Here is a 26,772-nt window from a genome sequence, read left to right on the forward strand (position 1 = left end):
ACGCGTGGCGTTGAACTCGCGCATAACGCGTCATCACTTCAGGCCGTGCACGATGGGTTCGTTTTCGCAGATCGACGCCTTCCAGCAGCGTTTTGGTTTAGGCCTTCCCATCCTGCTCAGCCCCATGGCCGGTGCCTGCCCGGTGCCGTTGTCGGCGGCGGTTGCTGAGGCTGGCGGCATGGGCGCGATGGGTGCGGTGTTGTCGCAACCGCAGGACATCGTGGCGTGGATGGCGGCGTTTCGCGGCGCGAGCGCCGGGCCCGCCCAGGTCAATCTGTGGATTCCCGATCCGGCCCCTGTGCGCGACGCCGCGGCAGAGGCGCGCGTGCGTGCGTTTGTGTCGCAGTGGGGGCCGCCGGTTCCTGAGGATGCGGGCGACGCAACACCGGCCGACTTCGATGCCCAGTTCGACGCCTTGCTCGCCGCACGGCCCGCCGTCGCCTCATCGATCATGGGTGTGTTTCGGCCCGATCAGGTTGCGCGGCTGAAAAGCGCTGGCATCGCCTGGTTTGCCTGCGCCACCACGCTGGACGAAGCGCGTGCGGCCCAGGCGGCCGGTGCCGATGCGGTGGTTGCGCAGGGCGCCGAGGCCGGTGGGCATCGCGGTGCATTCGATGCCGGTCGCGCCGAGCGGCAGATGACAGGGTTGTTCGCCTTGTTGCCACGATTGGTCGATCACCTGGATCTTCCGGTGATCGCCGCAGGCGGCATCGCCGATGCGCGCGGCATTGCCGCAGCGCTGACGCTGGGCGCGAGCGCCGTGCAGATCGGTACCGGCCTGCTGCGCACGCCCGAGGCGGCGCTGCCGAGCGCCTGGGCCGACGCCCTGGCCCAGGCCGAGCCGGAACAGACCCAGCCGACCCGTGCATTTTCCGGCCGGCTGGGGCGTGCGCTCGCCACGCCCTATGTGCGTGCTGCCATTGCGGCCGAGGCGCCGGTGCCGGCGCCGTATCCGGTGCAGCGCGCGCTGACCGCACCGATGCGTCAGGCCGCCGCGCGCGACAACCGCCTGGACGCCATGCAGGCCTGGGCCGGGCAATCGGCCTGGATGGCACCTGCCCAGCCTGCCGCGCAATTGCTAACCCAGTGGTGGGCTGAAGCACAGGCGTTGTTGTGCCGCTGATCTTCTGCAACGGCGCAGTGGCGACAGCGCAGCAGTTGGGCGCGGCTGCATTGGTCAATTACGGCCACTTCACCACCCTGCAGGTGCGCGGCGGTGCGGTACGCGGGCTGGACCTGCATCTGCAACGACTGCAACACGACGGCGCTGCGCTGTTCGGTGCATCGATCGAGGAGGCATCCCTGCGCGTCCAGTTGCGCGCTGCGTTGTCGGCTGCGAACTGCGAAGACGCCAGCGTGCGCATCACCGTGTTTGCGCAAGATTTCGACCTGCGCGATCCATTGCGCCAGGTTGCGCTCGATGTGCTGATCTCCATCGCGCCCGCAGCCCGGATGCCAGCTACCGCGTTGCGCGTGCAGCCGGTCCGTCATGTGCGCGAGCAACCCCGGCACAAGCATGTCGGCACCTTCGCGCTGCTGCATCTGCGTCGCCAGGCCATGGCGGCCGGTTACGACGATGCATTGCTGATCGACGCGCAGGCGCATCTGCTGGAGGGCGCCTTCTGGAATCTGGGCGTGTGGCAGCAGGGCAGGGTGGTGTGGCCGCAAGGGCCGGCGCTGCCCGGCACCCAGCAGCGTCTGCTGCAGGCCGGCCTGCAGACGCTCGGTATCCAGCAGGAGTTTCGCCCGGTCGTGCTGAGCGAGCTGGGCAGCTTCGATGGCGCCTTCAGCTGCAACGCGCGCGGCCAGCAGGCGATCGTGCAAGCCGGCGCGGCGTCGTGGCCGGCGCAGGCCGCGCAGCTGCCATTGCTGGAACAAGCCCTGCAGACCCAGGCCTGGCAGGGGATCTGAGCGATTCCGGGGTGACTTGGCTTCGCCGCCGGAGCCCGCTATAATCGCCGGCTTACCGCGCCATTCTGGCGACTGGGCAACTCAGGAAAACGACACCATGGTCAAGATTCGACTGACCCGCGGCGGCGCCAAGAAGCGTCCGTTCTACCACATCATCGTGACCGACGTGCGCAGCGCGCGCGACGGCCGCAACATCGAGCGTCTGGGTTACTACAACCCGGTTGCGCAGGGCGCAGAACCGCGCGTCGTGCTGGACGTTGCTCGCGTCGACCATTGGGTCGGCCAGGGCGCTCAGCTGACCGACAAGGTGCGCAACCTGTATCGTGAAGCATCCAAGTCCCAGGCCGCTGCGGCCTGATCCTGGAGGGCCGGGCGCCAGCGCCTGGCCCAGAGTCGACGCAGATGAAGCCGACCGAGCGCCGCATCCTGTTAGGCAGGATTGTCGGCGCTTTTGGTGTCAAGGGCGAGCTCAAGCTCGAATCCTGGACCGAGCCGCGTAGTGCGATCTTCCGGTATCAGCCGTGGATCGTGCGGACGCCCTCGGGGCAGGAATCGGTCGTGAGCGGCGTACGTGGGCGCGATCAGGGCAAGAATCTGATTGCGGTGTTCCCCGACGTCACTGACCGCGACACCGTCGAAGCCATGCACGGAACCGAGATTTACGTCGCGCGCAGCGTGCTGCCGCCGCCCAAGCCCGATGAATATTATTGGGTGGATCTGGAAGAGTTGCGGGTGGAAACCGTCGAGGGCGTCAAGCTCGGCACGGTGTCGCACCTGTTCTCCACCGGCTCCAACGACGTGATGGTGGTGCGCGGCGATCGCGAGCGGCTGGTGCCGTTCGTGCTGCCGGATTTCGTCAAGTCGGTCGACTTCGAAGCCAACCTGATCGTGGTGGACTGGGATCCGGATTTCTGACCGGAATGGCGCATCGCGCCGCTCCGCTCTTGCGTTACCCATTCTCCACTTCCGATTCCCGATTCCCCAGTGCGCATCGACGTCATCAGCCTGTTCCCCGAGTTCATCGCGCAATGCGCGGCGTTCGGCGTGGTCGGGCGGGCGCAGGAGCGTGGCTTGCTGGAATTGCAGGGCTGGAATCCGCGTGAGCATGCGCAGGGCAATTACCGCCGGGTGGACGATCGTCCGTTCGGTGGCGGGCCCGGCATGGTGATGTTGATCGAGCCGTTGCGGGCCTGCCTGGATGCGGTGCAAGCGGCAGACGCGCGTCCGGCGCCGGTGATCTATCTCAGCCCGCAGGGGCGGCCGCTCACCCAGCCGCTCGCTCGCGAGCTGGCGCAGTTGCCACGCATGGTGTTGCTGTGCGGGCGCTACGAAGGCGTGGACGAGCGCTTTCTGGCGCAGGCGGTGGATATGGAAATCTCCATCGGCGACTACGTGTTGTCCGGTGGCGAGCTTGGCGCGGCGGTGCTGGTGGATGTGGTGACGCGGTTGCAGGAGGGCGTGTTGAACGACGCCGAATCCGCAGCGCAGGACAGTTTCGAAGGCCCGCAAGGCCTGCTCGACTGCCCGCACTACAGCCATCCATCGACCCATGACTGGGGCGATGTGCCGGAAGTCTTGCGCTCGGGCAATCACGCTGCAATTGCGCGCTGGCGTCGGCAGCAGTCGCTGGGCCGGACCTGGTTGCGTCGCCCGGACCTGCTCGATGAGGCCGGGTTGGACAAGAACGATCGCCGTCTGCTGGACGAGTTTCGCCGCGAACTCGCCCCGGGCGACAAGAAATAAGGGCTCCACCCCTAGCTCTTGCATTATCGATTGGGGTACAATACGCGGCTTGCTGGCCAGCCTTGCGTCTGGCCCTCCTACGAACCTCGAGCAATCGCCGTGCGGCGACTGCCGGTCCAATATCACCAGACACGCGGTGCCCATCATGAGCAAACTCAACAAGACCATCCTGGCTGACTTCGAAGCCGCCCAGATTCAGCGCAAGCTTCCCGAGTTCAACCAGGGCGACACCGTCGTGGTGAACGTCAAGGTGAAGGAAGGCAACCGCGAGCGCGTGCAGGCCTATGAGGGCGTCGTGATCGGTACCAAGAACGCCGGCCTGAACTCCGCGTTCACCGTGCGCAAGATCTCGCACGGCTTCGGCGTCGAGCGCGTGTTCCAGACCCACAGCGCCATCATCGACTCGGTCGAAGTGAAGCGTCGCGGTAAGGTGCGCGCCGGCAAGCTGTACTACCTGCGTGGTCTGGAAGGCAAGGCTGCCCGCATCAAGGAAGATCTGGCCGCCGCTGCACAGGCCAAGGCCGCTCGCCAGGCTGCTGCCAAGGCTGAGTAAGTCACTGGCAGGCTGGTCCTGCTGTTGCCAGACGGCCGCCTTCGGGCGGCCGTTTGCGTTGTGGGAATCGGGATTGGGGAATCGGGATTAGGGATTCGCCGGTTGTGCGTGCGCGATGCTCATAGGTTTGCACGTGAGGGAAGCGGTTGCTGCTCATTGGGGCGGGATGTCTTTTCGTCGCGACTCGGCGAGCGGTGGCGTCGGTCGGCTGGGCGATCACTCAAGAAATCCCTGCGCGCTGTATCGATCACTCAATGCAGCGTCCGGATCCTGCTTTCGCGCGTGATGTCGGCCGGTGTGGCAGCGTGCCGCCTGGTGCCAGCAGACGTCAGCGCTGGCGGGGCTGCGGCGCGCCCGCGATTGGCGCGGTATCAGCGACTGGCGAGGCCGGATGCGCCGGCACTTCGGCAGCCGCGGCCAGTTCGGCAGGATGCGCTGGCGTGGTCAGCATGCGTGCCTTGCGCCAGCCGCCCCAGCGGTAATACGCCAGCGACAGCAGCATCGAACACAGCGAGCTGATCGGAAGGCTCCACCAGATGCCGTCGGCTCCCAGATGCGGAATCAAGGCGTTTGCCAGCGGCACGCGCACGCCCCACAGACCGAAGGCCAGGATCAGCAGCGGCGGGATCACCGCACCGGTGGCCCGCACCACGCCGGAAACCACAAAGCTCACGCCGAACAGCAGGAACGACCAGATCCCGATGTGGTTGAGATGCCGCGCAACCTCCAGCGTCGGGCTGTCGGTCGGCAGGAACAGCGCCAGTGTCCAGCGATCGAACACGATCAGCAGCCCGATCAGCACGCCGGTCATCAGGAAGTTGGCAGCGATGCCGGTGCGTGCGGTCGCATCCACGCGTGTCCACAATCCCGCGCCCACGTTCTGCGCGGCCATCGTTGAACACGCTGCGCCCAGCGCCATCGCCGGCATCTGCACATAGGTCCACAGCTGCAACGCGGCGCCGTAGGCGGCTGCGGTGTCGGTACCGAAGCCGTTGACCAGCGTCATCATCGCGATCATGGCCAGCGAAATCAGCACCATCTGCAGGCCCATCGGCACGCCTTTGACGATGAGCGCGCGCAGGATGGTCGGCGCGATGCGGAACAGGTGCAGATCGGCGCGGCCCAGCCACAGCACATGGCGTTTGCTGCGCAGATACAGCAGCAAACCGCCCAGTGCCACCGCCTGCGCCAGCAAGGTGGCCCAGGCCGCGCCGGCGATGCCCAGCGCCGGGAATGGACCCAGGCCGAAGATCAGCAGCGGGTTGAACACGATGTCCAGCACCACCGACACCAGCAAGAAGCGGAACGGCGTGCGCGCATCGCCGGTGCCGCGCAATGCCGCCGACAGGAACGCAAACACATAGATCAGCGGCATCGCCAGGAAGATCACCCGCAGGTACTCCTCTGCCAATGTCTGCGATGCAGGCGGCGTGCCCATGGCGGTCAACAGATGCGGGGCCAGAAACCAGCCCAGCACCGCGATCAGCGCCGACAGCCCGCCGAAGAAGCTGGCACTGGTGCCCATGACCTTGCGCGCCTGCGCGATATCGCGCGCACCCATCGCCTGGCCGATCAGGATGGTCGAGGCCATGCCGATGCCGAACACCGAGCCGATCAGGAAGAACATGATGCTGTTGGCATTGGCCGCCGCAGTCAGCGCCGCCTCGCCGAGGTAGCGGCCCACCCAGATCGCATTGATCGAGCCATTGAGCGATTGCGCGATGTTCCCGGCAAGGATCGGCATCGCAAACAGCAGCAGATTCTTGCCGATCGGGCCTTCGGTCAGGACAGCGGATTTGGGCATCGCAGGCGCGCCGTGGTGCGGAAGCTGCGAACACTAGCATTGGCAGGTGTGAGGCGTGCGGCGGTCAGGCGTTGCGATGACACCAGGCACGGCACAAGCTGTGCAGATCTGCCTGTACCGCTCAGCCAGGACGCGCTCGGCAGGCCAGGTTCGGTCCGCAGCGACGCTTGAGTTCCGGCGAGCTTGCCCAGATATTTCCCGCTCAACGCAGCCCGTTGCGACGCGCCGATGCAGCGGCGATCACGGCAGCGGCCAGCAGCCCATTGGATCCGACGGCAAGCACAACGCGATGACTCAACTGGTGGAACAAGCGACGACGGTCAGGCTGGATGTCTGGCTGTGGGCGGCGCGCTTCTTCAAGACGCGCAGCCTGGCCAAAACGGCGGTGGACAACGGCAAGGTGGACGTCGCCGGCCAACGGCCCAAGCCCTCGCGCACGCTGCGCAGCGGCGAGCAGCTGCGCATCGACCGTGGCGGCGAGATCTTCGAAATCACCGTTGCCGCGCTGAGCGATGTGCGCGGCCCGGCACCGGTCGCACAGACGCTGTACGTGGAAAGCGATGCCTCACGCGAAGCGCGGGCGCAATGGCGGCTGCAGCGCGCCGCCGAACGTACCGGCTATCGCGCACCCGAGGGCAAGCCTGACAAGCGCGCACGCCGGCTGATCAACGCGCTGGGCGATATCGACGCGTTGTAGCACTGCGCGGGCTATTCGCTGCGAATCGACTGACGGAAACAAGAAACGCCTTGGCAACCGTCATGTTATTCAATCAATAAAAACGGCGCTTCTCCATCGCGGGGGAAGCGCCGTTTTCTGTTGTGGTGCGCGATGTAGCCGGTGCAGAACCATCGATCGGAAGCTTGAGAACCGCTCATAAGACCTGGCCGGCTGGCTAGCGGTCGAGTGGTGGCGGTGTTGGTGCAAGCCGCACAGTATCCAACCAGCGCACGTCATGCTCTGCTCTTAACCAAGCACACCGACCATCTCGACGGGTCCTTGCCCGCCCACCGTCGCGGGACCTTACGCGGCATGGATGCCGCGTAAGAGCCTACATGGACGTACTTGCGGCGTGTCCCGCGATGGTGGGCGGGCAAGGGCCTTGCAGCCAAACCGCAGACCCGCCGCTCCACTGACGTCTTCAGTGCCGAGTCGATCTCTTACGTGCAGTTCAACAGAGAGTTGGAAGCGCACGTACGAGGGCGTGCGCCTTGCAACTCACGCCAGATCGAAACGATCCAGCTGCATCACCTTGGTCCAGGCGGCGACGAAGTCCTGGACGAACTTCTCCTGTGCATCGGCACTGGCATAGACCTCGGCCACCGCACGCAGGATCGAGTTGGAGCCGAACACCAGATCCACGCGCGTGCCGGTCCACTTGGCTTCACCGGTGCTGCGGTCGCGGCCTTCGTAGACCTCCTTCGATTCGGAGGTGGCTTTCCACTCGGTGCGCATGTCGAGCAGGTTGGCGAAGAAGTCATTGCTCAGCACGCCGGGGCGGGCGGTGAATACGCCATGGCTGGAGTCGCCGACATTGGCGCCGAGCACGCGCAGGCCGCCGACCAGCACGGTCAACTCGGGCGCGGTCAGCGTCAGCAGCTGTGCCTTGTCGATCAGCAATGCCTCCGCGGGCACTGCGTAGCGTTGCTTGGCGTAGTTGCGGAAGCCATCGGCCACCGATTCCAGCACGGCGAACGATTCGACATCGGTCTGCTCCTGCGATGCATCGGTGCGGCCGGGTGCGAACGGCACGGTGACGCTGTGACCAGCGGCCTGTGCGGCATGTTCGACCGCGGCATTACCGGCCAGCACGATCAGGTCGGCCAGCGAGATCTGCTTGCCGCCCGACTGCGCGCCGTTGAAGTCGGCCCGGATGCGCTCCAGCGTGCCCAGCACCTGTGCAAGCTGTTCGGGCTGGTTGGCCTGCCAATCCTTCTGCGGTGCCAGACGGATACGTGCGCCGTTGGCGCCGCCACGCTTGTCCGAGCCGCGGAAGGTCGATGCCGACGCCCACGCGGTGGACACCAGCTGCGCCACGCTCAGGCCGGAATCGAGGATGGTCTGCTTGAGGGCGGCGGCGTCCTGCGCATCGACCAGCGGGTGGTCGACGGCCGGCACCGGGTCCTGCCACAGCAATTCTTCGCTCGGCACTTCGGTTCCCAGGTAACGCGAGCGCGGGCCCATGTCGCGATGGGTGAGCTTGAACCAGGCGCGGGCGAAGGCGTCGGCGAACTGGTCGGGGTGTTCGTGGAAGCGACGCGAGATGGCCTCATAGGCTGGGTCGAAACGCAGCGCCAGATCGGTGGTCAGCATGGTCGGCCGATGCTTCTTCGCTGCATCGTGGGCGTCGGGAATGATGGCGTCGGCATTCTTGGCCACCCACTGGTGCGCGCCGGCCGGGCTCTTGCTCAGTTCCCACTCGAACTTGAACAGATGGTCGAAGAAGTCATTGCTCCACTGCGCCGGAGTGGTGGTCCAGGTGACTTCGAGGCCGCTGGTGATGGTGTCGGCGCCCTTGCCGCTGCCGTAGCGGTTGTGCCAACCCAGGCCCTGGCTTTCCAGCTCGCCGGCTTCCGGCTCGGCACCGACGTTGTCGGCCGGGCCGGCGCCGTGGGTCTTGCCGAAGGTGTGGCCGCCGGCGATCAGCGCCACGGTCTCTTCGTCGTTCATCGCCATGCGTGCGAAGGTGTCGCGGATGTCGCGCGCGGCGGCGACCGGGTCGGGCTTGCCGTCCGGGCCTTCCGGATTGACGTAGATCAGGCCCATCTGCACGGCGGCCAGCGGGTTCTCCAGATCGCGGGTGTGCGGCACTTCGCTGTCGTCGTCCTTCACCAGCACGCCGTGCGCTTCGTCCACGCCGGGCGAACCACGCGAATAGCGCTCGTCGCCACCCAGCCACTTGGTTTCGCGGCCCCAGTACAGCTCCTGATCCGGTTCCCAGGTATCTTCGCGGCCACCGGCAAAGCCGAAGGTCTTGAAGCCCATGCTTTCCAGCGCGACGTTGCCGGTGAGGATCATCAGGTCGGCCCAGGAGATCGCCTGGCCGTACTTCTGCTTGATCGGCCACAGCAGGCGGCGCGCCTTGTCCAGGCTGACATTGTCCGGCCAGCTGTTGAGCGGTGCGAAGCGCTGCTGACCGCGACCGCCGCCGCCACGCCCGTCGCCGATGCGGTAGGTGCCGGCGCTATGCCAGGCCATGCGCACGAACAGCGGACCGTAATGGCCGAAGTCGGCCGGCCACCAGTCCTGCGAGTCGGTCATCAGCGCACGCAGTTCCTGCTTGAGCGCGGCCAGATCGATGCGCTTGAACGCCTCGGCATAATTGAAGGTCTGGCCCAGCGGGTTGGACTTGCTCGAATGCTGGCTGAGCAGGTCCACGCGCAACTGCTTGGGCCACCAATCGCGGTTGGTGGTTCCGGTACCGACGACGGCGTGATTGAAAGGGCACTTTGCTTCGGTTGTCATGGCAATACCTGTGTGCGTGAGCACTTGGGGAGCTGTGTGCCGAAACTGCGGACACGTGCTGGTGGAATCGAAAAGGTGGGCAATGCGTCAGCGGTGGTCATCGATCGAAGGCGCAGATGCGGCCATGGGGTTATCGAGAATGGTCGCCGGGTGTGCCGATGCTAGCGCCTGCCTGCAGGCGCCGGTATAGGTCGATATGCAGACTGTGACTGGCAGACAGACGCATCAGGCGGACTCATCGTGGTGGCGTGCGCACACGATAAGCAGCATCGATCGGTTGGGGAATTCGAATTATTCAACCATATCGATAGCGAGACGCTATGGACGGCACGCCGGTGCCGAACCGACCTGTGCCTGCGATCTCAGCGCTTGCCGAACAGGCTGCCGCCGAGCTTCATGACATCGCCCAGTCCAAGCTTTCCGTCGCCGTCCTGATCCAGCACGCTGCCCAGCAAGCCGTTGATCCCGGTGTCGCTGCTGGCGCGCTGCTGTTCCTGCGCCAGGGCCGGGCCGAGCTGGCTGCTGGCAGCGGCATTGCCGCCGAGGAAGCGCTTGGCCAGATACGCCATCACGATGGGTGCCAGCAACTGCAGCAGTTGATTGGCCTTGCCGGTTTCCAGCCCGGTGGCCTGGCCCAGACCAGCGGCAGCCTGCGGCGCCCTGTCGCCGAAAAGATGCCCCACGATACCAGCGCCATTGCCTTGCGCACCGCTGGCCGAGCCGCCCAGCAGCGCACCGAACAGGCTGCCGATGTCCGGGCTGCCGGCATGATCGCGCTGCAAGGCACCCAGCAACGCATCGGTGCCGCCGGCCTGCTGGCTGTTACGGCCCAGGGCGCCCATCAACAGCGGCAGCGCGGTCTGCACCGCCGATTGCGCCTGCTCGGGCGCAATGCCGAGCCGGCTGGCGAGCTGCTGCAACTGCGGGCCTTGCAACTGCGCGGCGAGTTGATCGGTCAACGAGGCGGACGTGGTCATGGGTGTCTCCGGTTCGACAAAACGTTGCCGCAGCGTGCGCCCGTCGCGCCAGCAGAGCAACACGGCACGCGTCGCACTGCAGGACGAGGGCAGCGATGCCGCACAGTGGCAGTCAAGCCACTTCATCCGACAACAGCACGGCAACGGGTTGACCAACCCCGCAAAGCATTAGAGCCAGGCAACTACGCTCTTACGATTCCCGATTCCCGATTCCCGATTCCCGAATCCCGAATCCCGAATCCCGAATCCCCGCACTCAAAGCAACGCCTTCAACCGATACAAGGCTTCCAGCGCCTGCTTGGGCGTGAGTTCGTCCGGGTCCAGCGCCTGCAGCGCTTCCTGCGCAGCGGACGAGGGCGCGGTGAACAGGCCGAACTGTTGCGGGGCGTCCAATGCGGCCGGCGCCATCTGTGCGACATGGCTTTCGCCGCCGCGTTGTTCCAGTTCGGCCAGACGATGACGCGCCTGGGTCACCGCGGCCTTGGGCAATCCGGCGAGTGCGGCGACCTGCAGGCCGAAGCTGCGATTGGCCGGGCCGTCCTTGACCGCATGCATGAACACCAGGCGCTCGCCGTGTTCGACCGCGTCCAGATGCACGTTGGCGATGCCGCTGGCACCGCCGGCATGCGACTCGTCGGCCAGTGCGGTGAGCTCGAAGTAATGCGTGGCAAACAGCGTGTAGCAGCGGTTGGTATGCGCCAGATGGCGTGCGACGGCGTCGGCCAGTGCCAGGCCGTCGTAGGTGGAGGTGCCGCGGCCGATCTCGTCCATCAGCACCAGCGATTGCGGCGTGGCGTGATGCAGGATGTAGCTGGTCTCGGCCATTTCCACCATGAAGGTGGATTGCCCGCGCGCCAGATCGTCGCCCGCGCCGATGCGGGTGAGGATGCGGTCGATCGGTCCGATCACCGCGCGGCTGGCCGGCACATAGCTGCCGATATGCGCCAGCAGCACGATCAGGGCGTTCTGGCGCATGTAGGTCGATTTGCCGCCCATGTTCGGGCCGGTGATGACCAGCATGCGGCGGTCGGCATGCAGCTCCAGATCGTTGGGTTCGAATGGCTGGTCGCGCACCGCTTCCACCACCGGGTGGCGGCCGCGTTCGATGCGCAGGCAGGGGGCGCTGTCCAGTTCCGGCTGCGCCCAGTCCAGCGCCTGCGCGCGCTCGGCGAAGGCGGCCAGCACATCCAGTTCGCTCAATGCACTCGCGCAACGCTTGAGACCTTCCAGCTCGCTGCCGAGTGCATCGAGCAGGCCTTCGTACAGTAGTTTTTCCCGCGACAACGAGCGCTCGCGCGCCGACAGCACCTTGTCCTCGAAGCTCTTGAGTTCTTCGGTGATGTAGCGCTCGGCGTTGGTCAGGGTCTGCCGGCGGCTGTAGTGCAGCGGGGCCTTCTCGGCCTGGCCCTTGCTGATCTCGATGTAATAGCCATGCACGCGGTTGTAGCCGACCTTGAGCGTGGCGATGCCGCTGCTGGCGCGTTCGCGCTGTTCCAGGTCGATCAGGAATTGATCGGCATTGGTGGACAGGCGGCGCAACTCATCCAGATCGGCGTCGTAGCCGGTGGCGATCACGCCACCGTCGCTGAGCTTGAGCGGCGGTTGTTCCGCCACCGCGCTGATCAACAGGTGCGCGGTGGCATCGTGCTCGCCGAGTTCGGCATGCAGCGTCTGCAGGCGCGGCGAATCCAGTGGTGCGAGGATCGTACGTACCTTCGGCAACAGCGCCAGGCCATCGCGCAAGGTGGAAAAATCGCGCGGGCGCGCCGAGCGCAGCGCCACGCGGGTGAGGATGCGTTCCAGATCGCCCAGCGCGCGGAAGGCCTCGCGCACGTCGGCATCGGCGCCGCTGTCGATCAGGGTGCCGACCGCGTGGTGGCGCTGCACCAGCACCTCGCGCAGGCGCAGCGGGCGGTGCAGCCAACGCCGCAGCAGGCGCCCGCCCATCGGCGTGACCGTGCTGTCCAGCACCCCGAGCAAGGTGTTGCGGGTGTCGCCATCGACGCGCGTGTCCAGCTCCAGATGCCGGCGCGTGGCCGCGTTCATCGAGATCGCCTCGCTGGCCACTTCCATCGCGATGGAGGTCAGATGCGGCAGCCGCTGTTTCTGGGTCTCTTCGACATAGCCCAGCAGCGCGCCAGCGGCGGCGGTAGCGCAGGGCTTGTCGTCGATGCCGAAGCCGGACAGGTCGTGCAACTTGAAAAACGCCAGCAGCTGGCGCCGGCCGCTGTCGGCGTCGAACAACCACGGTGGCCGCCGCCGCACGCCGACGCGGCCGCGCAGGAACTCCGGCCAGTTGTCTTCGTCGGGCACCAGCAGCTCGGCCGGTTCCAGGCGTGCGATCTCCGCTTCCAGCGCGTCCACGCTGTCCACTTCGTTGACCAGAAAACGCCCGCCGGCCAGATCGGCCCAGGCCAGGCCGTAGCCTTGCTTGCTGCGCGAGATCGCCATCAGCAAGGTGTCGCGGCGCTCGTCCAGCAGCGCCTCGTCGGTGACCGTGCCGGGGGTGACGACGCGCACCACCTTGCGCTCGACCAGGCCCTTGGCCAGCGCCGGGTCGCCGATCTGCTCGCAGATCGCCACCGACTCGCCCAACGCCACCAGCCGCGCCAGATAGCCCTCGTAGGCATGCACCGGCACGCCGGCCATGGGGATCGGCGCACCGCCGGAGCTGCCGCGCTGGGTCAGGGTGATGTCGAGCAGCCGCGCAGCCTTGCGCGCATCGTCGTAGAACAGCTCGTAGAAATCGCCCATGCGGAAGAACAGCAGCAGGTCGGGGTAGTCCGACTTGGCGGCGAAGAATTGCTTCATCAGCGGGGTGTGCTCTACAGCCCCGTTGGTGTTCTTGGTTTTTTCTTTTGTGTCAGTGCTTTGCAAGAAATGTTCTTCCGGGATGTGGCGGTCAATCAGGGTCGCCAGCGGCGAGTAACGGTGATTTGTTGCGAGGCTGTTGCGACGACCCTCCAAACGAGATCAATCGATGTTGCGACGAAACGGACGAAGCGTTGGAATGGCGCAGGATGTTGCGACGGAACCAGGAGCCGCCTCACGTCGGCGCAGGCTCAAGTTTAAGCCCACCCACCGACAAATCCTTGCGCTGGCGGTCGAGAGCGTGCCGGCCCTGGGTCCAAGTGGGCGATTGGCCATCGGGCCGGGGCCTTCAAACGTCCATTGCCGGATCGCTCAACGCATACCGCCGCTGTCGCAGATGACTCCGCGACAGCGTCGCTAGTGCGCACGGCTGCCGGCTGGGTGTCCTGATCCCTGAGCGTGTGGCTCGGTCAGCCCGAGCACGTGCCGCTACGTCATGACCTGTGGACTTGCCGCAAGTCAGTACCAGCCAAGATGAGACCTCTACGGTCAATGTTGATGCCAAAACTTGGCAGGTGTTGGCACGCCGACGCTGTCGTGCGGTGCTTGTTGGTTGTCGTCGGCCAGCCATTGTCCGTTCTGTTCGCGGAACGCGCTTCGCGTACGCAAGATGCAGCCATGCGAGCCCCAACAACGCAGCGTGCGGCGCGGCCATCAGCTGTCAAACGACGCATGCCCGGCTTGCTTGACACGCTGTTCGGCGCTCGCCGCGCAAAGGCCCGCGTGTGTGCGGTGCATTGCACCAACCGCCTGTTGTTTTGGGACTCTTTCGCCTTGGGAAAAGCTAAGATCGAAACTTGTGCAAAGTCGGAGGCGCTAATGATCGATCGTCGTACCTTTCTTGCCACGGGTGTGCTGGCCGCCGCCAGCTTCAGTGCCTCGGCAGCTCGCATCGCGCAAACGCCACGCGCCAGCAGCCCCGCGCCGTGGGGTGCGGTGCCCAGTGCGCGACAGCTGCGCTGGCATCGGTGGGAGCAATACGCCTTCGTGCATTTTGCGATGAACACCTTCACCGACAAGGAATGGGGCTACGGCGACGAGGATCCGCGCAAATTCGATCCCAGCGATTTTTCAGCCGATCAAATTGTTGCTGCTGCCAAGGCCGGCAATCTGAAAGGGCTCATTTTCACGGCCAAGCATCACGATGGGTTTTGTCTTTGGCCGACGCGCTTGACCGAGCATTGCATCCGGAACTCGCCCTACAAGAACGGCAACGGTGACATCGTCGGCGAAATGGCAGCGGCGTGTCGACGCGCTGGCCTGGCGTTCGGCATCTACCTGTCCCCGTGGGATCGCAATCATGCCGAGTATGGGCGTCCCGGCTATCTCGACTATTTCCGCAAGCAGATCGTCGAACTCTGTACAGGCTATGGCGACCTGTTCGAGTTCTGGTTCGACGGCGCCAATGGCGGCGACGGCTACTACGGTGGAGCGCGCGAATCGCGCAAGATCGATGCGCCCGCTTACTACAACTGGCCACGGATGATCGAGCTGGTGCATCGGCACCAGCCGATGGCCTGCACCTTCGACCCGCTCGGCGCCGATATCCGCTGGGGCGGCAACGAGGACGGTATCGCCGGTGATCCGAGCTGGCCAACCATGCCCAATGCCCCGTATACCCAGGAAAACGGCAATTCCGGTGTGCGCGGCGGGGCGCTGTGGTGGCCGGCCGAAACCAACACCTCGATCCGCCCTGGTTGGTTTTACCATGCCGATGAAGACGGCAAGGTGCGCAGCCCGGAGAACCTGGTGCGCTATTTCGACACCTCGGTCGCGCGCGGCACCAACATGAACCTCAATCTTCCGCCCGACCGACGCGGCCGCATCCCCGACCACGATGTGGCGGTGCTGCAGAGTTTTGGCGACGCGATCCGCGCAAGCTTCGCCATCGATCTGGCCAAGGGTGCCAGGGCCAGTGCCAGCGCATCGCGTGGCCCCGGGTTCGAGCCGGCGCGCGTCCTCGACCGCCAGCCGGACAGCTACTGGTCCACGCCGAACGAGGTCACCACGCCGACGCTGACGCTGGAGTTGTCGGCGGTGCACAGCTTCGACCTGATCCGGCTGCGCGAGTATCTGCCGCTGGGTGTGCGCGTCACCCGCTTCGCGGTCGAAGCCGAGGTCGATGGGCAATGGCGGCGGCTGGCCGAAGCGCAGTGCATCGGTGCACAGCGCATCGTGCGGCTGGAGCGCCCGGTCGCCGCACGCCGGGTGCGCCTGGTCGTGCTGGAGGCGCCGGTGTGCCCGGCGATCAGCGAATTCGCGCTGTTCCGCGCCGTTGCGCCCGTGCCGGTCGCGCGGCCGATCGCGAACGCGCCAGACGTGCTGTCCACCGCCGGCTGGCGAATCGTCGAGGCCAGCGCGCCAGGGGCGGACACGTTGCTCGACGACGATGCCAGCACGATCTGGATCACGCCCGCTCCCACGCCGGGCCATCCCGTACAGGCGACCATCGACCTCGGTGCGCTGCGTCAGGTTGCCGGTTTCAGCCTCACGCCCTCGCGCACGGTGATGAACGGTGCGGCGCCGCCTAAAGGCTATCGCGCTGAAACCAGCGAAGATGGTCAGCACTGGCAGCCGGCTGGTGCTGGCGAGCTGTCCAATATCGCCTATGCGCTCTCGACCCAGCGCCTGAATTTCCCCGAGGTCCGCCAGATCCGCTACCTGCGGCTGTCGTTCGCGGAGACGGCGGTGCCCGCCGACCGGTTGGCGATCGCGGGTATCGGTGCGTTCTCGCGCTTGCGATGAGGCTTGCGCTCCCGCGCCGCCACGCGCCGCGCGGGAGCACATCGTTGCGGTGATGCAGTGTCGCGGGCATGAGATGGCTCAGGCGAAGCGATCGAGAGAGCAATCAGGTGTTCGCATCACGCGGTGACCTGAATCTTGAACCGTGCTTGCACACTGCCGTTCCGGATGGCGCGCTATGGTGGCGGCGCACGAGGCAAGCGATTCGGTTGGGTATGGAACAGAAACAGCAAGAGTGGATGCAGGCCGTGACCGAGGCGCTCAGCGACCTGCTGGCCGCACGCGTGGCGCAGGCCACGCTGCTGGAAGCGATGATGGTCTCGCATCCCGATCCGGTGATGCTGCGCAAGGCGTGGGACGAGCTGTCGTCCCAGCGCATCGCGTATGTGGCACAGAAAAAGGCGGTCGCCACCGATCCGCGGCCGATGGATGCCTACACGCTTGAGCAGTTCCAGGCGTGGGAAGAAAAGCTCAGCCGCTACTTTCCGCGTGCGCCGGATGCAGGGAGCACGGATGCGTGAACCGGCCCGCCAGCAATCCAGTCGCGCGACCTAGCGGCGGTGGGCCGGGCGGGTGTCGCCACTGCATGTCGCCTGCGCACGCGGGCGCAGGCGACTGACTGTGCCGGGAGCCAGTCATGGCTCCCAGCCCTGCGGTGGGTTGGTGCTGACATGGTTCCTGATAATCACTGCAGCCGCTGCTACGGCCTGCGTCAGGCCACCGATGCGCGCGGTTTGGCCTTGTCGGCATCCAGGCGCAGGGTGGCAGCGGCGAGGCCGGGTGCGGTGGCCTGCAAGACGATGCTGCCGGCGCTGCGCGTGCTCTGCAGTAGGGCCGCACACAGTCCATTGAAGGCCTTGCGTTGCGGCGCCTTGTCGTCCTCATGGCTGGCGGGGTCGCCGTTGCCCACGCCGATCAACCGCGCAGGCCCGCGCAGCGCGAACTGCACCAGGCTGTCGGCGGTCGGTACCAGGCGGCCCTGCGCATCGACGATCTCCACCTTGACCACCGCCACGTCTTCGGCATCCGCGCGCACTGCATTGCGGTCGCAGCTCAGGCGGATCGCTGCCGGCTTGCCGGCCGTCTCGCGGCGTTCGCTGAGCACCAAGTTGCCGCCGCGATAGCCGCGTGCCTCGATCACGCCCGGTGCGTAGGCCACGCGCCATTCGACATGGCCGTAGGCCGGCACCTGCTGCAGGCCCTGGCTGACGCCGTTGACCAGCAGTTCCACCGCTTCGAGATTGCTGTGGCACCAGACCTGGATGCGGCCCTTGTCATCGGGCTGCAGCAGGCCGTCCCAGTTCCAGTGCGGGAACAGATGCAGCACCGGTTCGCTGGTCCATTGCGCGCGGTAGTACCAGTAGTTGTCCTTGGGAAACCCGCAGCTGTCGAGCACGCCGAACTGCGAGGCGACATTCGGCCAGCGGTTGTAGGGCGTGGGTTCGCCGCGGTAATCGAAGCCAGTCCAGATGAAGCCGCCAGCGATATACGGGCGCTGCGCGACATAGCTCCACCAGGCTTCGGCGGTGCTGGCCCACCATGGGTGGTCGGTGTCGTAGGCGCGGGTGTAGCCGCGCGCGTCGTCGCGCCGGTAGTTGCCGCGCACCGACACGGTGCTGCCGGTTTCGCTGCCGTAGATCGGAATGTGCGGATATTGCGCGTGGAAGCCGTCCATCTGGCTGGTGCGGTAGTTGAAACCAACCACATCCACGACCTGGCCAACGCCATCGCCAAAGCCCTTGTCCATGGCGAAGGTGGTGGGGCGGGTGGGATCGAGCTGGCGCACGCGTTGCTGCATGCGGCTGACGATGCGCGCGCCGCGCTCGGTGACTTGCTGCGGTTCTTCGTTGCCGAGCGACCACAGGATCACGCTGGGATGATTGCGCCCGCGCCGCACCATCGTCTCCAGTTCACCCATGGCTTCGGGGTCGGTGGACATGCGGCGGGTTTCCTCGATCACGAACATGCCGAGCCGATCGCACAGCGCGAGCAGTTCGGGCGTGGCCGGATTGTGCGAGCTGCGGTACGCGTTGCAGCCCATCGACTTGAGCTGGCGCAGGCGCCATTCGTGCAGGCTGTCGGGGATGGCGGTGCCGACGCCGGCGTGGTCCTGGTGATTGTTGGTGCCGTGCAGCTTGAGCGGCGTGCCGTTCAACAGGAAGCCGCGTTGTGCATCGAAGACGGCCGTGCGCACGCCGAACGGCGTGACCAGCGCATCGACCGCCTTGCCGTCGCTGTGCACGCTGGTGGTCAGGCGGTAGAGCTGCGGGGTGTCGATCGACCATAGCGCCGCTTCGCCGAGCGGCAGGGTCTGTTCGACGAGGTGCACCTGGCCGGGTGCAACAGTGACCGCGGCGCTGGCTGCCTGTGCGACGACGCGTCCATCCGGCGCGGTCACGCGCGCCTGCACCGTGCACTGGCGCGGGGTGCTGCTGTCGTTGCGCACCTCGGTGGACAGCTGCGCGGTGGCGGTGGTGCCTTGCAGCGTGCTGCGCACGAACACGCCGTCCTGCGGCAGATGCAGCGGGTCGGTCTTGTGCAACCACAGATGGCGATAGATGCCGGCGCCTTCGTAGAACCAGCCTTCGCCCAGCGTGGCATCCACGCGCACCGCGATCAGGTTGGGCTTGCCGTAGTCGAGCACGTCGCTGAGGTCGACCTCGAACCCGCAATAGCCGCTGGCATTACGCCCGACGATGTGGCCATTGCAGAACACGATGCAGTCGCGGAACACGCCGTCGAACACCAGGCTGATGCGCTTGCCCAGATCGCCTGCGGGAATCTGCAGCACGCGGCGATACCAGCCCACGCTGGTCTCCGGAAAGCTCGTGCCCAGTGGCTTGTAGCCGTGCGCGGCGGCCGGATCTTCCTCAGTGATGGTGGCCGAGATCGGTTCCTGCCGGAAGGGCAGGGTGACGGCCCAGTCGTGCGGCAGATCCAGCAGTTCCCAGCCACTGTCGTCGAAGCCGAGTTGCGTGGCGGTGGCGGTGTCCTTGCCGGCCTTGGCGAAGCTGCGCTGGAAGGTGCCGAACTCGAAGTCGCGCGACGGGTCGCTGGCATGGCCCAGATGGAAGCGCCAGCCGAAGTCGAACAGCAGCCGTTCGCGTGGTGCCAGGGCTGCATCGCCGAGCGCGACAAGCGGCGTGGCGGTATTACCTGCAGCTGGTGCTGCAGCGGCAATGCTGGGCAGCAACGCACCGGCCGTACCGACCGGAAGTGCGGCGCTCACACCGCTGGCGAGCATGCCGCGCAGCAGTTCGCGGCGATTGATGCCGGTCATGGCTGGGTCCTCTTGTCGGTATCCGCAGCGTTGCCTTGTGTGCCCGCAGCAGGCTTGCTTGTCGTTGCAGGTACGCCGGTATACGGGTGGCGCATGAAGTCGATCGCCGGCAGCACTTCATTGGCGTGCTTGAAGTCGAAGAAGCTGGCGTTTTCCCACGACGAGCCGGTACCCCAGCGGGTCTTGCAACTGCTGCTGGTCCACGCCGGCTCCCAGTACACGACGCCGGCGCCGCCGGTATCGATCACCAGCTGGGTGAGATCGACCATGTAGCGGAACTGACCCTGCGGCGTGGCCGGGTAGCCGGGAATCAGCGAGTCTTGGCCGAGCAGATTGTGCGAGGTGTCGCCGGAGTCCAGCGTCCACGGATAGGCGGTTTCCACCACCACCACATCGGCATCAAAGCGGCCGCGCAGGCGCTTGATGGTCTTGCCCAGCTCGGCCATCGATTGGGTCGACCACTTGCGGTAGTAGCTGATGCCGATCAGATCGTAGTCGGTGACGCCGGCCTTGGTCGCGTCGGCAAACCACGGTTCCACATTCTCCGGCTGGGCGATATGCAGCATCACCCGCGGCTTGATCGTAGAGCGTGCGCCGATGTCGCGTACCGCCTTGATGCCGGCGTTGAACAGCTTGGCGTTGCGCTGCCAGTCGATGGGGCGCTTTTTGTCCCACGGCTTGCTGTCCATCAGATCGGAATTGCTTTCGTTGCCGACCTGCACCAGCTCCGGCATCAGGCCGGCACGGTCGAGCGCGCTGAGCGTGTCATAGGTGAAGCCGTACAGCGTGCGTGCCAGTTCATCGGTATCGGTGATGCTGGCCCAGGCCTTGGGAATCAGCTGTTTTTCGCCGTCGGCCCAGTCGTCGGAATAGTGCAGGTCCAGCAGCACCTGCATGCCTTGCGCGCGTGCGCGTGCGATGGTCTTCTTGACGTCGGACAGGTCGCTGTAGCGGGTCCAGCGGGCATCGTTCCACAACCGCACGCGCACCAGATTGGCGCCATGCGCATGGAACAGTTCGAACGGGTCCTTGACTACGCCGTTCTCGCGGTATTGCACGCCGCATTCCTCCATCTCGTTGACGTAGGACAGGTCCGCGCCCAGATACAGCGTGGCGGGGGCCGGGGCGGCGTGTGCGAAGGTGGAGATGGCCAGCGCGAGCAGCGCGGGCGTCCAGAGGCGGCGTGTGGAGCGCATGCAATTCCTCGACAAATGAAACGCGGAGCGGGTGACAGCCCGTCGCATGCGGCGGTGCCATCGTGCGGGCGATGCGCGCAATCACAACGTCAGTGACGTAGGCGATTGCGCACACCGCCCGCAGTGGTGGAGCAGGCGTGCAGCAGCGGTGTCAGCGGTGCTTTAGAACTTGTAGGTCGCTTCCAGCGAGTAGCGACGGCCGAACACCTGATAGCCGCCGTCGTCCTGATTGGCTAGACGGTTAGGCTTGTTGTCGGTGTAGGCGCGCAGCGGTTCGTTGGTAAGGTTGCCGGCCTGGAAGCGGAAACCGAGCTGCTTGCTGTACTGCCAGTTCAGGCTCAGATCCACCGTGCCTTCGCTCTGCAGCCGTGCCAGCCGCGCCGCATTCCAGCCGTACACCACGGTGTAGGGGCTGTGGTACTTGTAACCCACGCGCGCTTCGAAGCTGCCGTTGCTGTACCACAGGTCGAAGGTGCCGGTCTTGCGTGCCAGCCCGCTCAGCGGCAGCGGGTTGTCTTCCGGCGAGAATTCCTTGAGGTTGGAATCGACCAGCGAGAAGTTGGAGTAGACGCCGAAGTTTTCCATGTGCGGGATGAAGTAGAACGGCGTCTGGAAGGTGAGTTCCACTCCGTTGATATGCCCACCGCCGCCATTGAACGGCGCGCTGACCAGGTAATCCAGGCCGTTGATCACCTCACGGTCGGTGCGGTAGCCGATGCTGGAATCCACTTCCTTGCGATACACCGCAATCGCCGCCAGCGCTTCCTTGTGGAAGTACCACTCGTAGGACAGGTCGACCTGGGTGGCCTTGAACGGATCCAGTTGCGGGTTGCCGCCGCTGCCGGTGAGCTGGCCGACGGTGACGTTGGGGTCATCCAGGCGCCGGCCGGTGCGCAACTCGTCCAGCGGCGGACGTGCGATGACCTTGGCCACCGCAAAACGCAGGATGCGTTGATCGTCGATCAGGAAGTTGACGGTGGCGCTGGGCAATACGTCGGTGTAGTCCTTGCCGTCGCTGCTGGCCTGCACGGTGGTGCCGACCGAATCGAAGCCGTCGCTGGTGGTCTTGGTCTTGACCAGGCGCACGCCGATATTGCCGGTGACATCGGTGCCGAACAGCTGCGAGCTGAACACCGCTTTGGCGAAGGCTTCGCGCACGTCTTCCTTGACGTTCCAGTGGTCGAGCAACTGTTCGTCGAGCGTGGCCGGGTCGAATCCGCCGAAGCCGATCTGGGCGATGGCATCCATGTTGCCGCCGGTCAGCGTGGGCACGTTCAAGTCCGGCATGGTGACCGGATAGATCAGGCCCTGGTACGCCGAGATCGGCTGGTCGTAGCCGGACTGGTTGCTGATGAAGCGGCGGTTCTGCTTCTCGCGGCGCGCGGCGCGTGCGCCGAATTCCAGTGAGGTGAACGCCGCGGCATCGACCGGGCGGCTGGCGTTGAGCGCCAGCGCGGCGATCTTGTCGCGCAGCCCCTGCGGCTCGGTCTGGCCGGCAATGCCCCACTCGGGCGTGTCCGAGCTGGTGCTGATGGTGGGGGTGACGCTGCGGCGGAAATCGAACGAGACGGTGTCCGGGTTGCTGCCGAAGCGCACCGCCTGCCAGGTGTTGTCACGCTTGGCCTGCGAGAACGACAGGTCGCTGCCCAGCGTCCACACATCGCCGCTCCACTTGGCGTTGAGGCCGCCGGCGGTGAGCGTCTTGACCTCGTTGTAGTGGCTGACCACATGGTCGACCTGCAGGTTCGAGTTGGCCAGCGTGCCGGCCACCACGTCGCCATCGACGATGGTGTAGGACGAGCCCGGCGTGGTGTATGGATTGGCGCCGGTCGAGAAGGTGCTGTAGGCCAGGCCGTTGAACCAGTTCTGCAACTGGTCCTCGTCGATTTCGATACGCGAATACAGGCCGTCGAACTTCAATTCGAAGTTGCCCGATCGCCATTGCACCGTGCCCATCGCACCGGTGCGGGTCTGCTCGGTGAGCTTGAGCTGGTCGGCCGCGCCGAACGGGGTCGGGTCCACGCGGCCGTCGCCATCCACATCGCGCGAGGTGGTGGCATCGGTATAGCCCCAGCTGCCGATCGAGGAGTTGGAGTTCTTCTGCTTCTGGTAGGTGGCACCCAGCGCAACCGCGAGGTTGTCGTTGATGTGGTGCACCCAGCTGGCACCGAAGCGGCTGCCCCACGGGGAATAGCCGTCCACGTCCTTGGCGTGGTCGTAGAACACCGGGCCGGCGGTGCCGACAAAGCCCGGGCCGGTGTAGTCCAGCGGGCTGATGGTGGAGATGTCCACCGTCGCGGCAAGGCCGCCGGCGACCAAGTCCGCCGACTGGGTCTTGTAGACCTTGACGGTGGAGACGATCTCGGTGGGAAACACTTCCCAACGCACTGCACGATTGGGCTCGGAGGAGGCGATTTCGCGCCCGTTGACGGTGCCCATGGTCATGCGCGGGCCAAGGCCGCGCACGGTGGCCAGGCTCTCGTTGCCGCGGTCGCGGGTGCCGTTGACGCCGGGCAGGCGCACCAGCGCTTCGGCGACGGTGACGTTGGGCATCTGCCCCATGTTGTCGGCAGAGATCACTTCCATGACGTGATCGGACATCTGTTTGGCCTGCACCGCCTGGTTCAGGCTGGCGCGCTGGCCGATCACGGTGATGTTGTCGAGCGTGACCGGCGGCGCAGCACTGGTGGTGGCGTCAGTGGCCGGCGGCGCGGCAGGCGCGCTGTCCTGTGCCTGCGCACTGAACGCGGTGGCCAGCACGCAGGCGATGGTGGTGCAGAGGACGTCGCGCACGGGCGTGCGGCGCAGGCGCCGGCTGGCCGGGTGGCCGGTGTGGTGAACGGGCATCGTTTGATCCCTCCCAGGACAAAGTTACCGAATGAAATAGTGGCCGCTGGTGCGGCGCTGTGGCGCGGCTGCGCGTTGGCGTGTCCAACGCGGGCATGGCGGTTGCTGCGGTGTGGAGCTGGTTGATCGTTTGCGTGACGCTGCGACGATGGTCGATCGCCTTGACGTCCCCCTGTCCTGCATGTGTCCGCTTCAGGGTAGAAGCGCAAGCCATTCCATTCCAATGAAGCATTTTGCGGGAGCTATCTCGCGTTGGAATGCTGCAGTGCAGCGGTACCGTCTGCCTGGTCACAGTTGCGGCGTGGGTCGCCTGTACCGCGGACCACGGTTGCCTGGTCGATGCGAAGGACCCGGGCCTCGGCCTAGCGCGAGTTGGCAGATAATCGGGGCAGTGCCGGAAAGGCGCGCTGCACGCAGTCGTTGCGTTCGCAAGTCAGGCAGCCGGGGCCGATCGGCACCGCATCGTCCACTGCGTCCAGGTCCCAGCCGCGCGCATACACCAGTTGATCGGCATGGCGCAGGTCACAGCCCATCGCCAACGCAAAGGTCTTGCGCGGGCGGCCATAGCCCGGCGCGCCGCTGCTGACCTGGCGCGCCAGCCAGAAGTAGCGCCGGCCATCGGGCATGCGTGCGATCTGGGTCAGGATGCGGTCGGGCTGGTTGAAGGCTTCGTAGACGATCCACAGCGGGCAGGCGCCGCCGACATGCGAGAAGTGGAAGTCGGTGGCCGAGTGGCGTTTGGACACGTTGCCGGCACGATCGACCCGCATGAAGAAGATCGGCAGCCCGGCCGCACCGCGCCGCTGCAAGGTGCTGAGCCGGTGGCAGACCGCCTCGAAGCCGACGCCGAAGCGATCGGCCAGCCATTCGATGTCGTAGCGCGAGCGCTGGGCGCTGCGCAGGAATTGGCCATACGGCATCACCAGCGCGCCGGCGAAATAGTTCGACAGCCCGATCCGTGACAACGCGATACGCTCGGCATCTTCGAAGCCGGCATCGGCGATGCGTGCGTCGAGCAAGGGCGCGCATTCCAGCAAGGCCAGTTGCGCGGCCATCTGGAAGGCCTGCTGGCCAGGGCGCAGATGCGCGGGCAGCCACAGCACGCGCGCCTGCGTATCCACGCTGCGCTTGTCGCTGTGCAGCTCGGGCGCATCCTGCACCAGCAGGCCGTGGCGATCGGCCAGGCGTTGGCGCAGCCGCAGCGGCAGGTTGTCCGAGGTCAGGCCGAGTTCGGCATACAGCGCCTCGGCGCGCTCATCCAGTTCCGGCAGATAGTTGTGTGCGCGGTTGAAGTAATCGCGCACCTGCTCGCCCGGCGACAGCGAGGGCAGTGCGGCGTGGTCGGCGCCGATCTGTATTTCCAGTGCGGCGGTGCGCTCGAGCAGGTGCTGGTGAGCGCGGTGCAGGTCCAGCAAGGCCTGGGCCACCTGCGGCAGGTTGCCGGTGAGCACGCGCAGCTCGGCGGCCGAGAGGCTGTGGCCCAGGCTGCGCAGCGATTCGTCCAGCGGCTCGACCAGCGCGGCGGGGTCGTCCAGGTCGAGCAGGCCGTCCAGATCGCCCAGCGCGGCCTTGAGCCGCTGCTGGATTGCCAGGGTCAGGGGGCGCTGGTTGCGCTCGATCTGGTTGAGGTAGCTCGGCGACAGCCCGAGCCGGCGCGCCAGCTCCGCCTGGGTCAGGCCGTGGCGCTGGCGCAGTCGCTGCAGGCGCAGGCCGAGCTGGTGACGGAGCGGGAGGGGCGACTGGGGCATTTGCAAGATTCGCAAAATAGTGGCGGCAGCTTAGCGTGATTAAGCAGTATTGGGCTGGGAATGCCAAGTCGCGGTGCGAACAATGCGAAGCATCTGTAGCGACCTACTGCGAGCGACCCTGCAATGAGTGATTCCGTCCCGCGCGTTTCCCTGTTGATCGACGGCCAGTTCGTCACCTCCGCCAGCACCCATTGGCAGGACGTGGTCAACCCGGCCGATCAGTCGGTGCTGGCACAGGTGCCGTTCGCCACCACCGGCGAAGTGGCCGCGGCGGTGGCGGCTGCCAGCCAGGCCTTCGTGAGCTGGCGCAAGACCCCGATCGGCACGCGTGCGCGCATCTTCCTCAAGTACCAGCAGCTGATCCGCGAGCACATGCCCGAGCTGGCCGCGCTGCTCAGCGCCGAGCAGGGCAAGACCCTGGCCGATGCCGAAGGCGATGTGTTCCGCGGGCTGGAGGTGGTGGAACACGCTGCGGCGATCGGCAACCTGCAGCTGGGCGAGCTGGCCAACAACGTCGCCAACGGTGTGGACACCTATAGCCTGCTGCAGCCGCTGGGCGTGTGCGCGGGCATCACCCCGTTCAACTTCCCGGCGATGATTCCGTTGTGGATGTTTCCGATGGCCATCGCCACCGGCAACACCTTCGTGCTCAAGCCGTCCGAGCAGGACCCGATGGTGACCATGCGGCTGGTGGAACTGGCGCTGGAGGCGGGCATTCCCAAGGGCGTGCTCAATGTCGTGCACGGCGGCGAAGACGTGGTCAACGCGTTGTGCGACCACCCGGACATCAAGGCGCTGTCGTTTGTCGGGTCGACCAGGGTCGGCACGCACGTCTATCGGCGCGCCTCGCTGGCCGGCAAGCGCGTGCAATGCATGATGGGTGCGAAAAATCATGCCGTGGTGCTGCCGGACGCCAATCAGGAGCAGACGCTCAATGCGATGGTCGGCGCCGCCTTCGGTGCGGCCGGCCAGCGCTGCATGGCGGCATCCACGCTGGTGCTGGTGGGTGAGGCGCGGCAATGGATTCCGGCGCTGGTGGCCAAGGCCAAGGGCCTGACCCTGGGCGCGGGCACTGCGCCGGGCACCGAGGTCGGGCCGCTGATCTCCTGCGCGGCGCGCGAGCGTGTGGAAGGCTTGATCGCCTCCGGTGTCGAACAGGGCGCCACACTGGAACTGGATGGGCGCGCGCCCAGCGTGCCAGGCTTCGAGCAGGGCAACTTCGTCGGCCCGACGATCTTCTCCGGCGTGAGGCCGGGCATGCGCATCTACGACGAGGAAATCTTCGGTCCGGTGCTGGTGATCCTGGAGGCGGCCACGCTGGACGAGGCCATCGCCCTGGTCAATGCCAACCCCAATGGCAATGGCACCGCCTTGTTCACCCAGTCCGGTGCGGCGGCGCGGCGTTTTCAGGAAGACATCGACGTGGGCCAGGTCGGCATCAACGTGCCGATCCCGGTGCCGGTGCCGCTGTTCTCGTTCACCGGATCGCGGGCCTCCAAGCTCGGCGACCTGGGCCCGTACGGCAAGCAGGTGGTGATGTTCTACACCCAGACCAAGACCGTGACCGCGCGCTGGTTCGACGACGAAACGCTGGGCCACGGCGTCAACACCACCATCTCCCTCAAGTGACACGATCG

At 66.0% G+C, this 26,772-nt stretch carries 17 protein-coding genes and 1 pseudogene; 10 read left to right on the forward strand and 8 right to left on the reverse strand.

The features are described from left to right. Positions 1 to 52 precede the first annotated feature (52 nt). The 6 genes from KHN93_RS06610 (at position 53) to rplS (ending at position 4,207) form a co-directional block, all read left to right on the forward strand. On the forward strand, positions 53 to 1,123 hold the full coding sequence (locus tag KHN93_RS06610) for an NAD(P)H-dependent flavin oxidoreductase (RefSeq protein WP_065048724.1): 1,071 nt from the start codon (positions 53 to 55) through the stop codon (positions 1,121 to 1,123). Next, positions 1,114 to 1,911, forward strand: a complete 798-nt coding sequence (locus KHN93_RS06615) for an aminotransferase class IV family protein (protein ID WP_104560935.1) — start codon at positions 1,114 to 1,116, stop codon at positions 1,909 to 1,911. The genes KHN93_RS06610 and KHN93_RS06615 overlap by 10 nt, the downstream gene beginning before the upstream one ends. 97 nt (positions 1,912 to 2,008) lie before the next feature. Beyond that, positions 2,009 to 2,269, forward strand: coding sequence for a 30S ribosomal protein S16 (gene rpsP, locus KHN93_RS06620; protein WP_011036396.1), 261 nt, complete (start codon positions 2,009 to 2,011; stop codon positions 2,267 to 2,269). Between the two features lie 44 nt (positions 2,270 to 2,313). After that, a complete protein-coding gene (rimM, locus tag KHN93_RS06625; protein ID WP_065048726.1) occupies positions 2,314 to 2,826 on the forward strand; it encodes a ribosome maturation factor RimM in 513 nt (170 codons plus the stop codon). Between the two features lie 69 nt (positions 2,827 to 2,895). Beyond that, on the forward strand, positions 2,896 to 3,654 hold the full coding sequence (gene trmD, locus KHN93_RS06630) for a tRNA (guanosine(37)-N1)-methyltransferase TrmD (protein ID WP_212579297.1): 759 nt from the start codon (positions 2,896 to 2,898) through the stop codon (positions 3,652 to 3,654). Between the two features lie 145 nt (positions 3,655 to 3,799). After that, the gene (rplS, locus tag KHN93_RS06635) at positions 3,800 to 4,207 is read left to right on the forward strand and encodes a 50S ribosomal protein L19 (protein WP_005989873.1); all 408 of its coding nucleotides are present in this window, start codon (positions 3,800 to 3,802) and stop codon (positions 4,205 to 4,207) included. A 328-nt stretch (positions 4,208 to 4,535) separates the two neighbouring features. On the opposite strand, the gene KHN93_RS06640 is transcribed toward rplS, so the two are convergent. Further along, on the reverse strand, positions 4,536 to 6,011 hold the full coding sequence (locus tag KHN93_RS06640; RefSeq protein ID WP_212579298.1) for an MATE family efflux transporter: 1,476 nt from the start codon (positions 6,009 to 6,011) through the stop codon (positions 4,536 to 4,538). A 289-nt stretch (positions 6,012 to 6,300) separates the two neighbouring features. Here KHN93_RS06640 and KHN93_RS06645 point away from each other — a divergent pair, with 289 nt between their 5' ends. After that, complete coding sequence (locus KHN93_RS06645; protein ID WP_016903197.1) at positions 6,301 to 6,708, forward strand: RNA-binding S4 domain-containing protein; 408 nt, start codon at positions 6,301 to 6,303, stop codon at positions 6,706 to 6,708. Between the two features lie 519 nt (positions 6,709 to 7,227). Here the strand turns inward: KHN93_RS06645 and katG are convergent. From katG to mutS, 3 genes are all read right to left on the reverse strand, one after another. Next, positions 7,228 to 9,474 (reverse strand): catalase/peroxidase HPI, encoded by a 2,247-nt coding sequence (katG, locus tag KHN93_RS06650; protein WP_212579299.1) that lies wholly within the window; start codon positions 9,472 to 9,474, stop codon positions 7,228 to 7,230. Positions 9,475 to 9,836: 362 nt separating this feature from the next. Next, positions 9,837 to 10,451, reverse strand: a complete 615-nt coding sequence (locus KHN93_RS06655; RefSeq protein ID WP_212579300.1) for a DUF937 domain-containing protein — start codon at positions 10,449 to 10,451, stop codon at positions 9,837 to 9,839. A 255-nt stretch (positions 10,452 to 10,706) separates the two neighbouring features. After that, a complete protein-coding gene (gene mutS, locus KHN93_RS06660; RefSeq protein ID WP_425600174.1) occupies positions 10,707 to 13,262 on the reverse strand; it encodes a DNA mismatch repair protein MutS in 2,556 nt (851 codons plus the stop codon). 879 nt (positions 13,263 to 14,141) lie between these two features. Here mutS and KHN93_RS06665 point away from each other — a divergent pair. Then, positions 14,142 to 16,067 (forward strand): alpha-L-fucosidase, encoded by a 1,926-nt coding sequence (locus KHN93_RS06665; RefSeq protein WP_212579610.1) that lies wholly within the window; start codon positions 14,142 to 14,144, stop codon positions 16,065 to 16,067. 165 nt (positions 16,068 to 16,232) lie between these two features. Next, positions 16,233 to 16,585, forward strand: a pseudogene (locus KHN93_RS06670) (hypothetical protein). A gap of 191 nt (positions 16,586 to 16,776) precedes the next feature. Here the strand turns inward: KHN93_RS06670 and galA are convergent. The 4 genes from galA to KHN93_RS06690 form a co-directional block, all read right to left on the reverse strand. Further along, complete coding sequence (galA, locus tag KHN93_RS06675; RefSeq protein ID WP_104560945.1) at positions 16,777 to 19,344, reverse strand: beta-galactosidase GalA; 2,568 nt, start codon at positions 19,342 to 19,344, stop codon at positions 16,777 to 16,779. Next, entirely contained in the window at positions 19,341 to 20,540 is a 1,200-nt protein-coding gene (locus KHN93_RS06680; RefSeq protein WP_104560947.1) for a glycoside hydrolase family 53 protein, read from the reverse strand. The genes galA and KHN93_RS06680 overlap by 4 nt, the downstream gene beginning before the upstream one ends. A 162-nt stretch (positions 20,541 to 20,702) precedes the next feature. Next, the gene (locus KHN93_RS06685) at positions 20,703 to 23,387 is read right to left on the reverse strand and encodes a TonB-dependent receptor (RefSeq protein WP_104560949.1); all 2,685 of its coding nucleotides are present in this window, start codon (positions 23,385 to 23,387) and stop codon (positions 20,703 to 20,705) included. A 362-nt stretch (positions 23,388 to 23,749) separates the two neighbouring features. Next, positions 23,750 to 25,135 (reverse strand): helix-turn-helix domain-containing protein, encoded by a 1,386-nt coding sequence (locus KHN93_RS06690; protein WP_104560951.1) that lies wholly within the window; start codon positions 25,133 to 25,135, stop codon positions 23,750 to 23,752. A 123-nt stretch (positions 25,136 to 25,258) separates the two neighbouring features. Here KHN93_RS06690 and KHN93_RS06695 point away from each other — a divergent pair, with 123 nt between their 5' ends. Beyond that, entirely contained in the window at positions 25,259 to 26,764 is a 1,506-nt protein-coding gene (locus KHN93_RS06695) for a CoA-acylating methylmalonate-semialdehyde dehydrogenase (protein ID WP_104560953.1), read from the forward strand. Positions 26,765 to 26,772: the final 8 nt, after the last annotated feature.

It is taken from the genome of Xanthomonas arboricola pv. juglandis (assembly GCF_905367715.1).
Taxonomy (GTDB): Bacteria; Pseudomonadota; Gammaproteobacteria; order Xanthomonadales; family Xanthomonadaceae; genus Xanthomonas; species Xanthomonas arboricola.

Coding starts and splice junctions, on each gene's coding strand:
- KHN93_RS06610 (WP_065048724.1), top strand. CDS start 53: ATGGGTTCGTTTTCGCAGATCGACGCCTTCCAGCAGCGTTTTGGTTTA.
- rpsP (WP_011036396.1), top strand. CDS start 2,009: ATGGTCAAGATTCGACTGACCCGCGGCGGCGCCAAGAAGCGTCCGTTC.
- rimM (WP_065048726.1), top strand. CDS start 2,314: ATGAAGCCGACCGAGCGCCGCATCCTGTTAGGCAGGATTGTCGGCGCT.
- rplS (WP_005989873.1), top strand. CDS start 3,800: ATGAGCAAACTCAACAAGACCATCCTGGCTGACTTCGAAGCCGCCCAG.
- KHN93_RS06640 (WP_212579298.1), bottom strand. CDS start 6,011: ATGCCCAAATCCGCTGTCCTGACCGAAGGCCCGATCGGCAAGAATCTG.
- KHN93_RS06645 (WP_016903197.1), top strand. CDS start 6,301: ATGACTCAACTGGTGGAACAAGCGACGACGGTCAGGCTGGATGTCTGG.
- katG (WP_212579299.1), bottom strand. CDS start 9,474: ATGACAACCGAAGCAAAGTGCCCTTTCAATCACGCCGTCGTCGGTACC.
- KHN93_RS06655 (WP_212579300.1), bottom strand. CDS start 10,451: ATGACCACGTCCGCCTCGTTGACCGATCAACTCGCCGCGCAGTTGCAA.
- mutS (WP_425600174.1), bottom strand. CDS start 13,262: ATGAAGCAATTCTTCGCCGCCAAGTCGGACTACCCCGACCTGCTGCTG.
- KHN93_RS06665 (WP_212579610.1), top strand. CDS start 14,142: ATGATCGATCGTCGTACCTTTCTTGCCACGGGTGTGCTGGCCGCCGCC.
- galA (WP_104560945.1), bottom strand. CDS start 19,344: ATGACCGGCATCAATCGCCGCGAACTGCTGCGCGGCATGCTCGCCAGC.
- KHN93_RS06680 (WP_104560947.1), bottom strand. CDS start 20,540: ATGCGCTCCACACGCCGCCTCTGGACGCCCGCGCTGCTCGCGCTGGCC.
- KHN93_RS06685 (WP_104560949.1), bottom strand. CDS start 23,387: ATGCCCGTTCACCACACCGGCCACCCGGCCAGCCGGCGCCTGCGCCGC.
- KHN93_RS06690 (WP_104560951.1), bottom strand. CDS start 25,135: ATGCCCCAGTCGCCCCTCCCGCTCCGTCACCAGCTCGGCCTGCGCCTG.
- KHN93_RS06695 (WP_104560953.1), top strand. CDS start 25,259: ATGAGTGATTCCGTCCCGCGCGTTTCCCTGTTGATCGACGGCCAGTTC.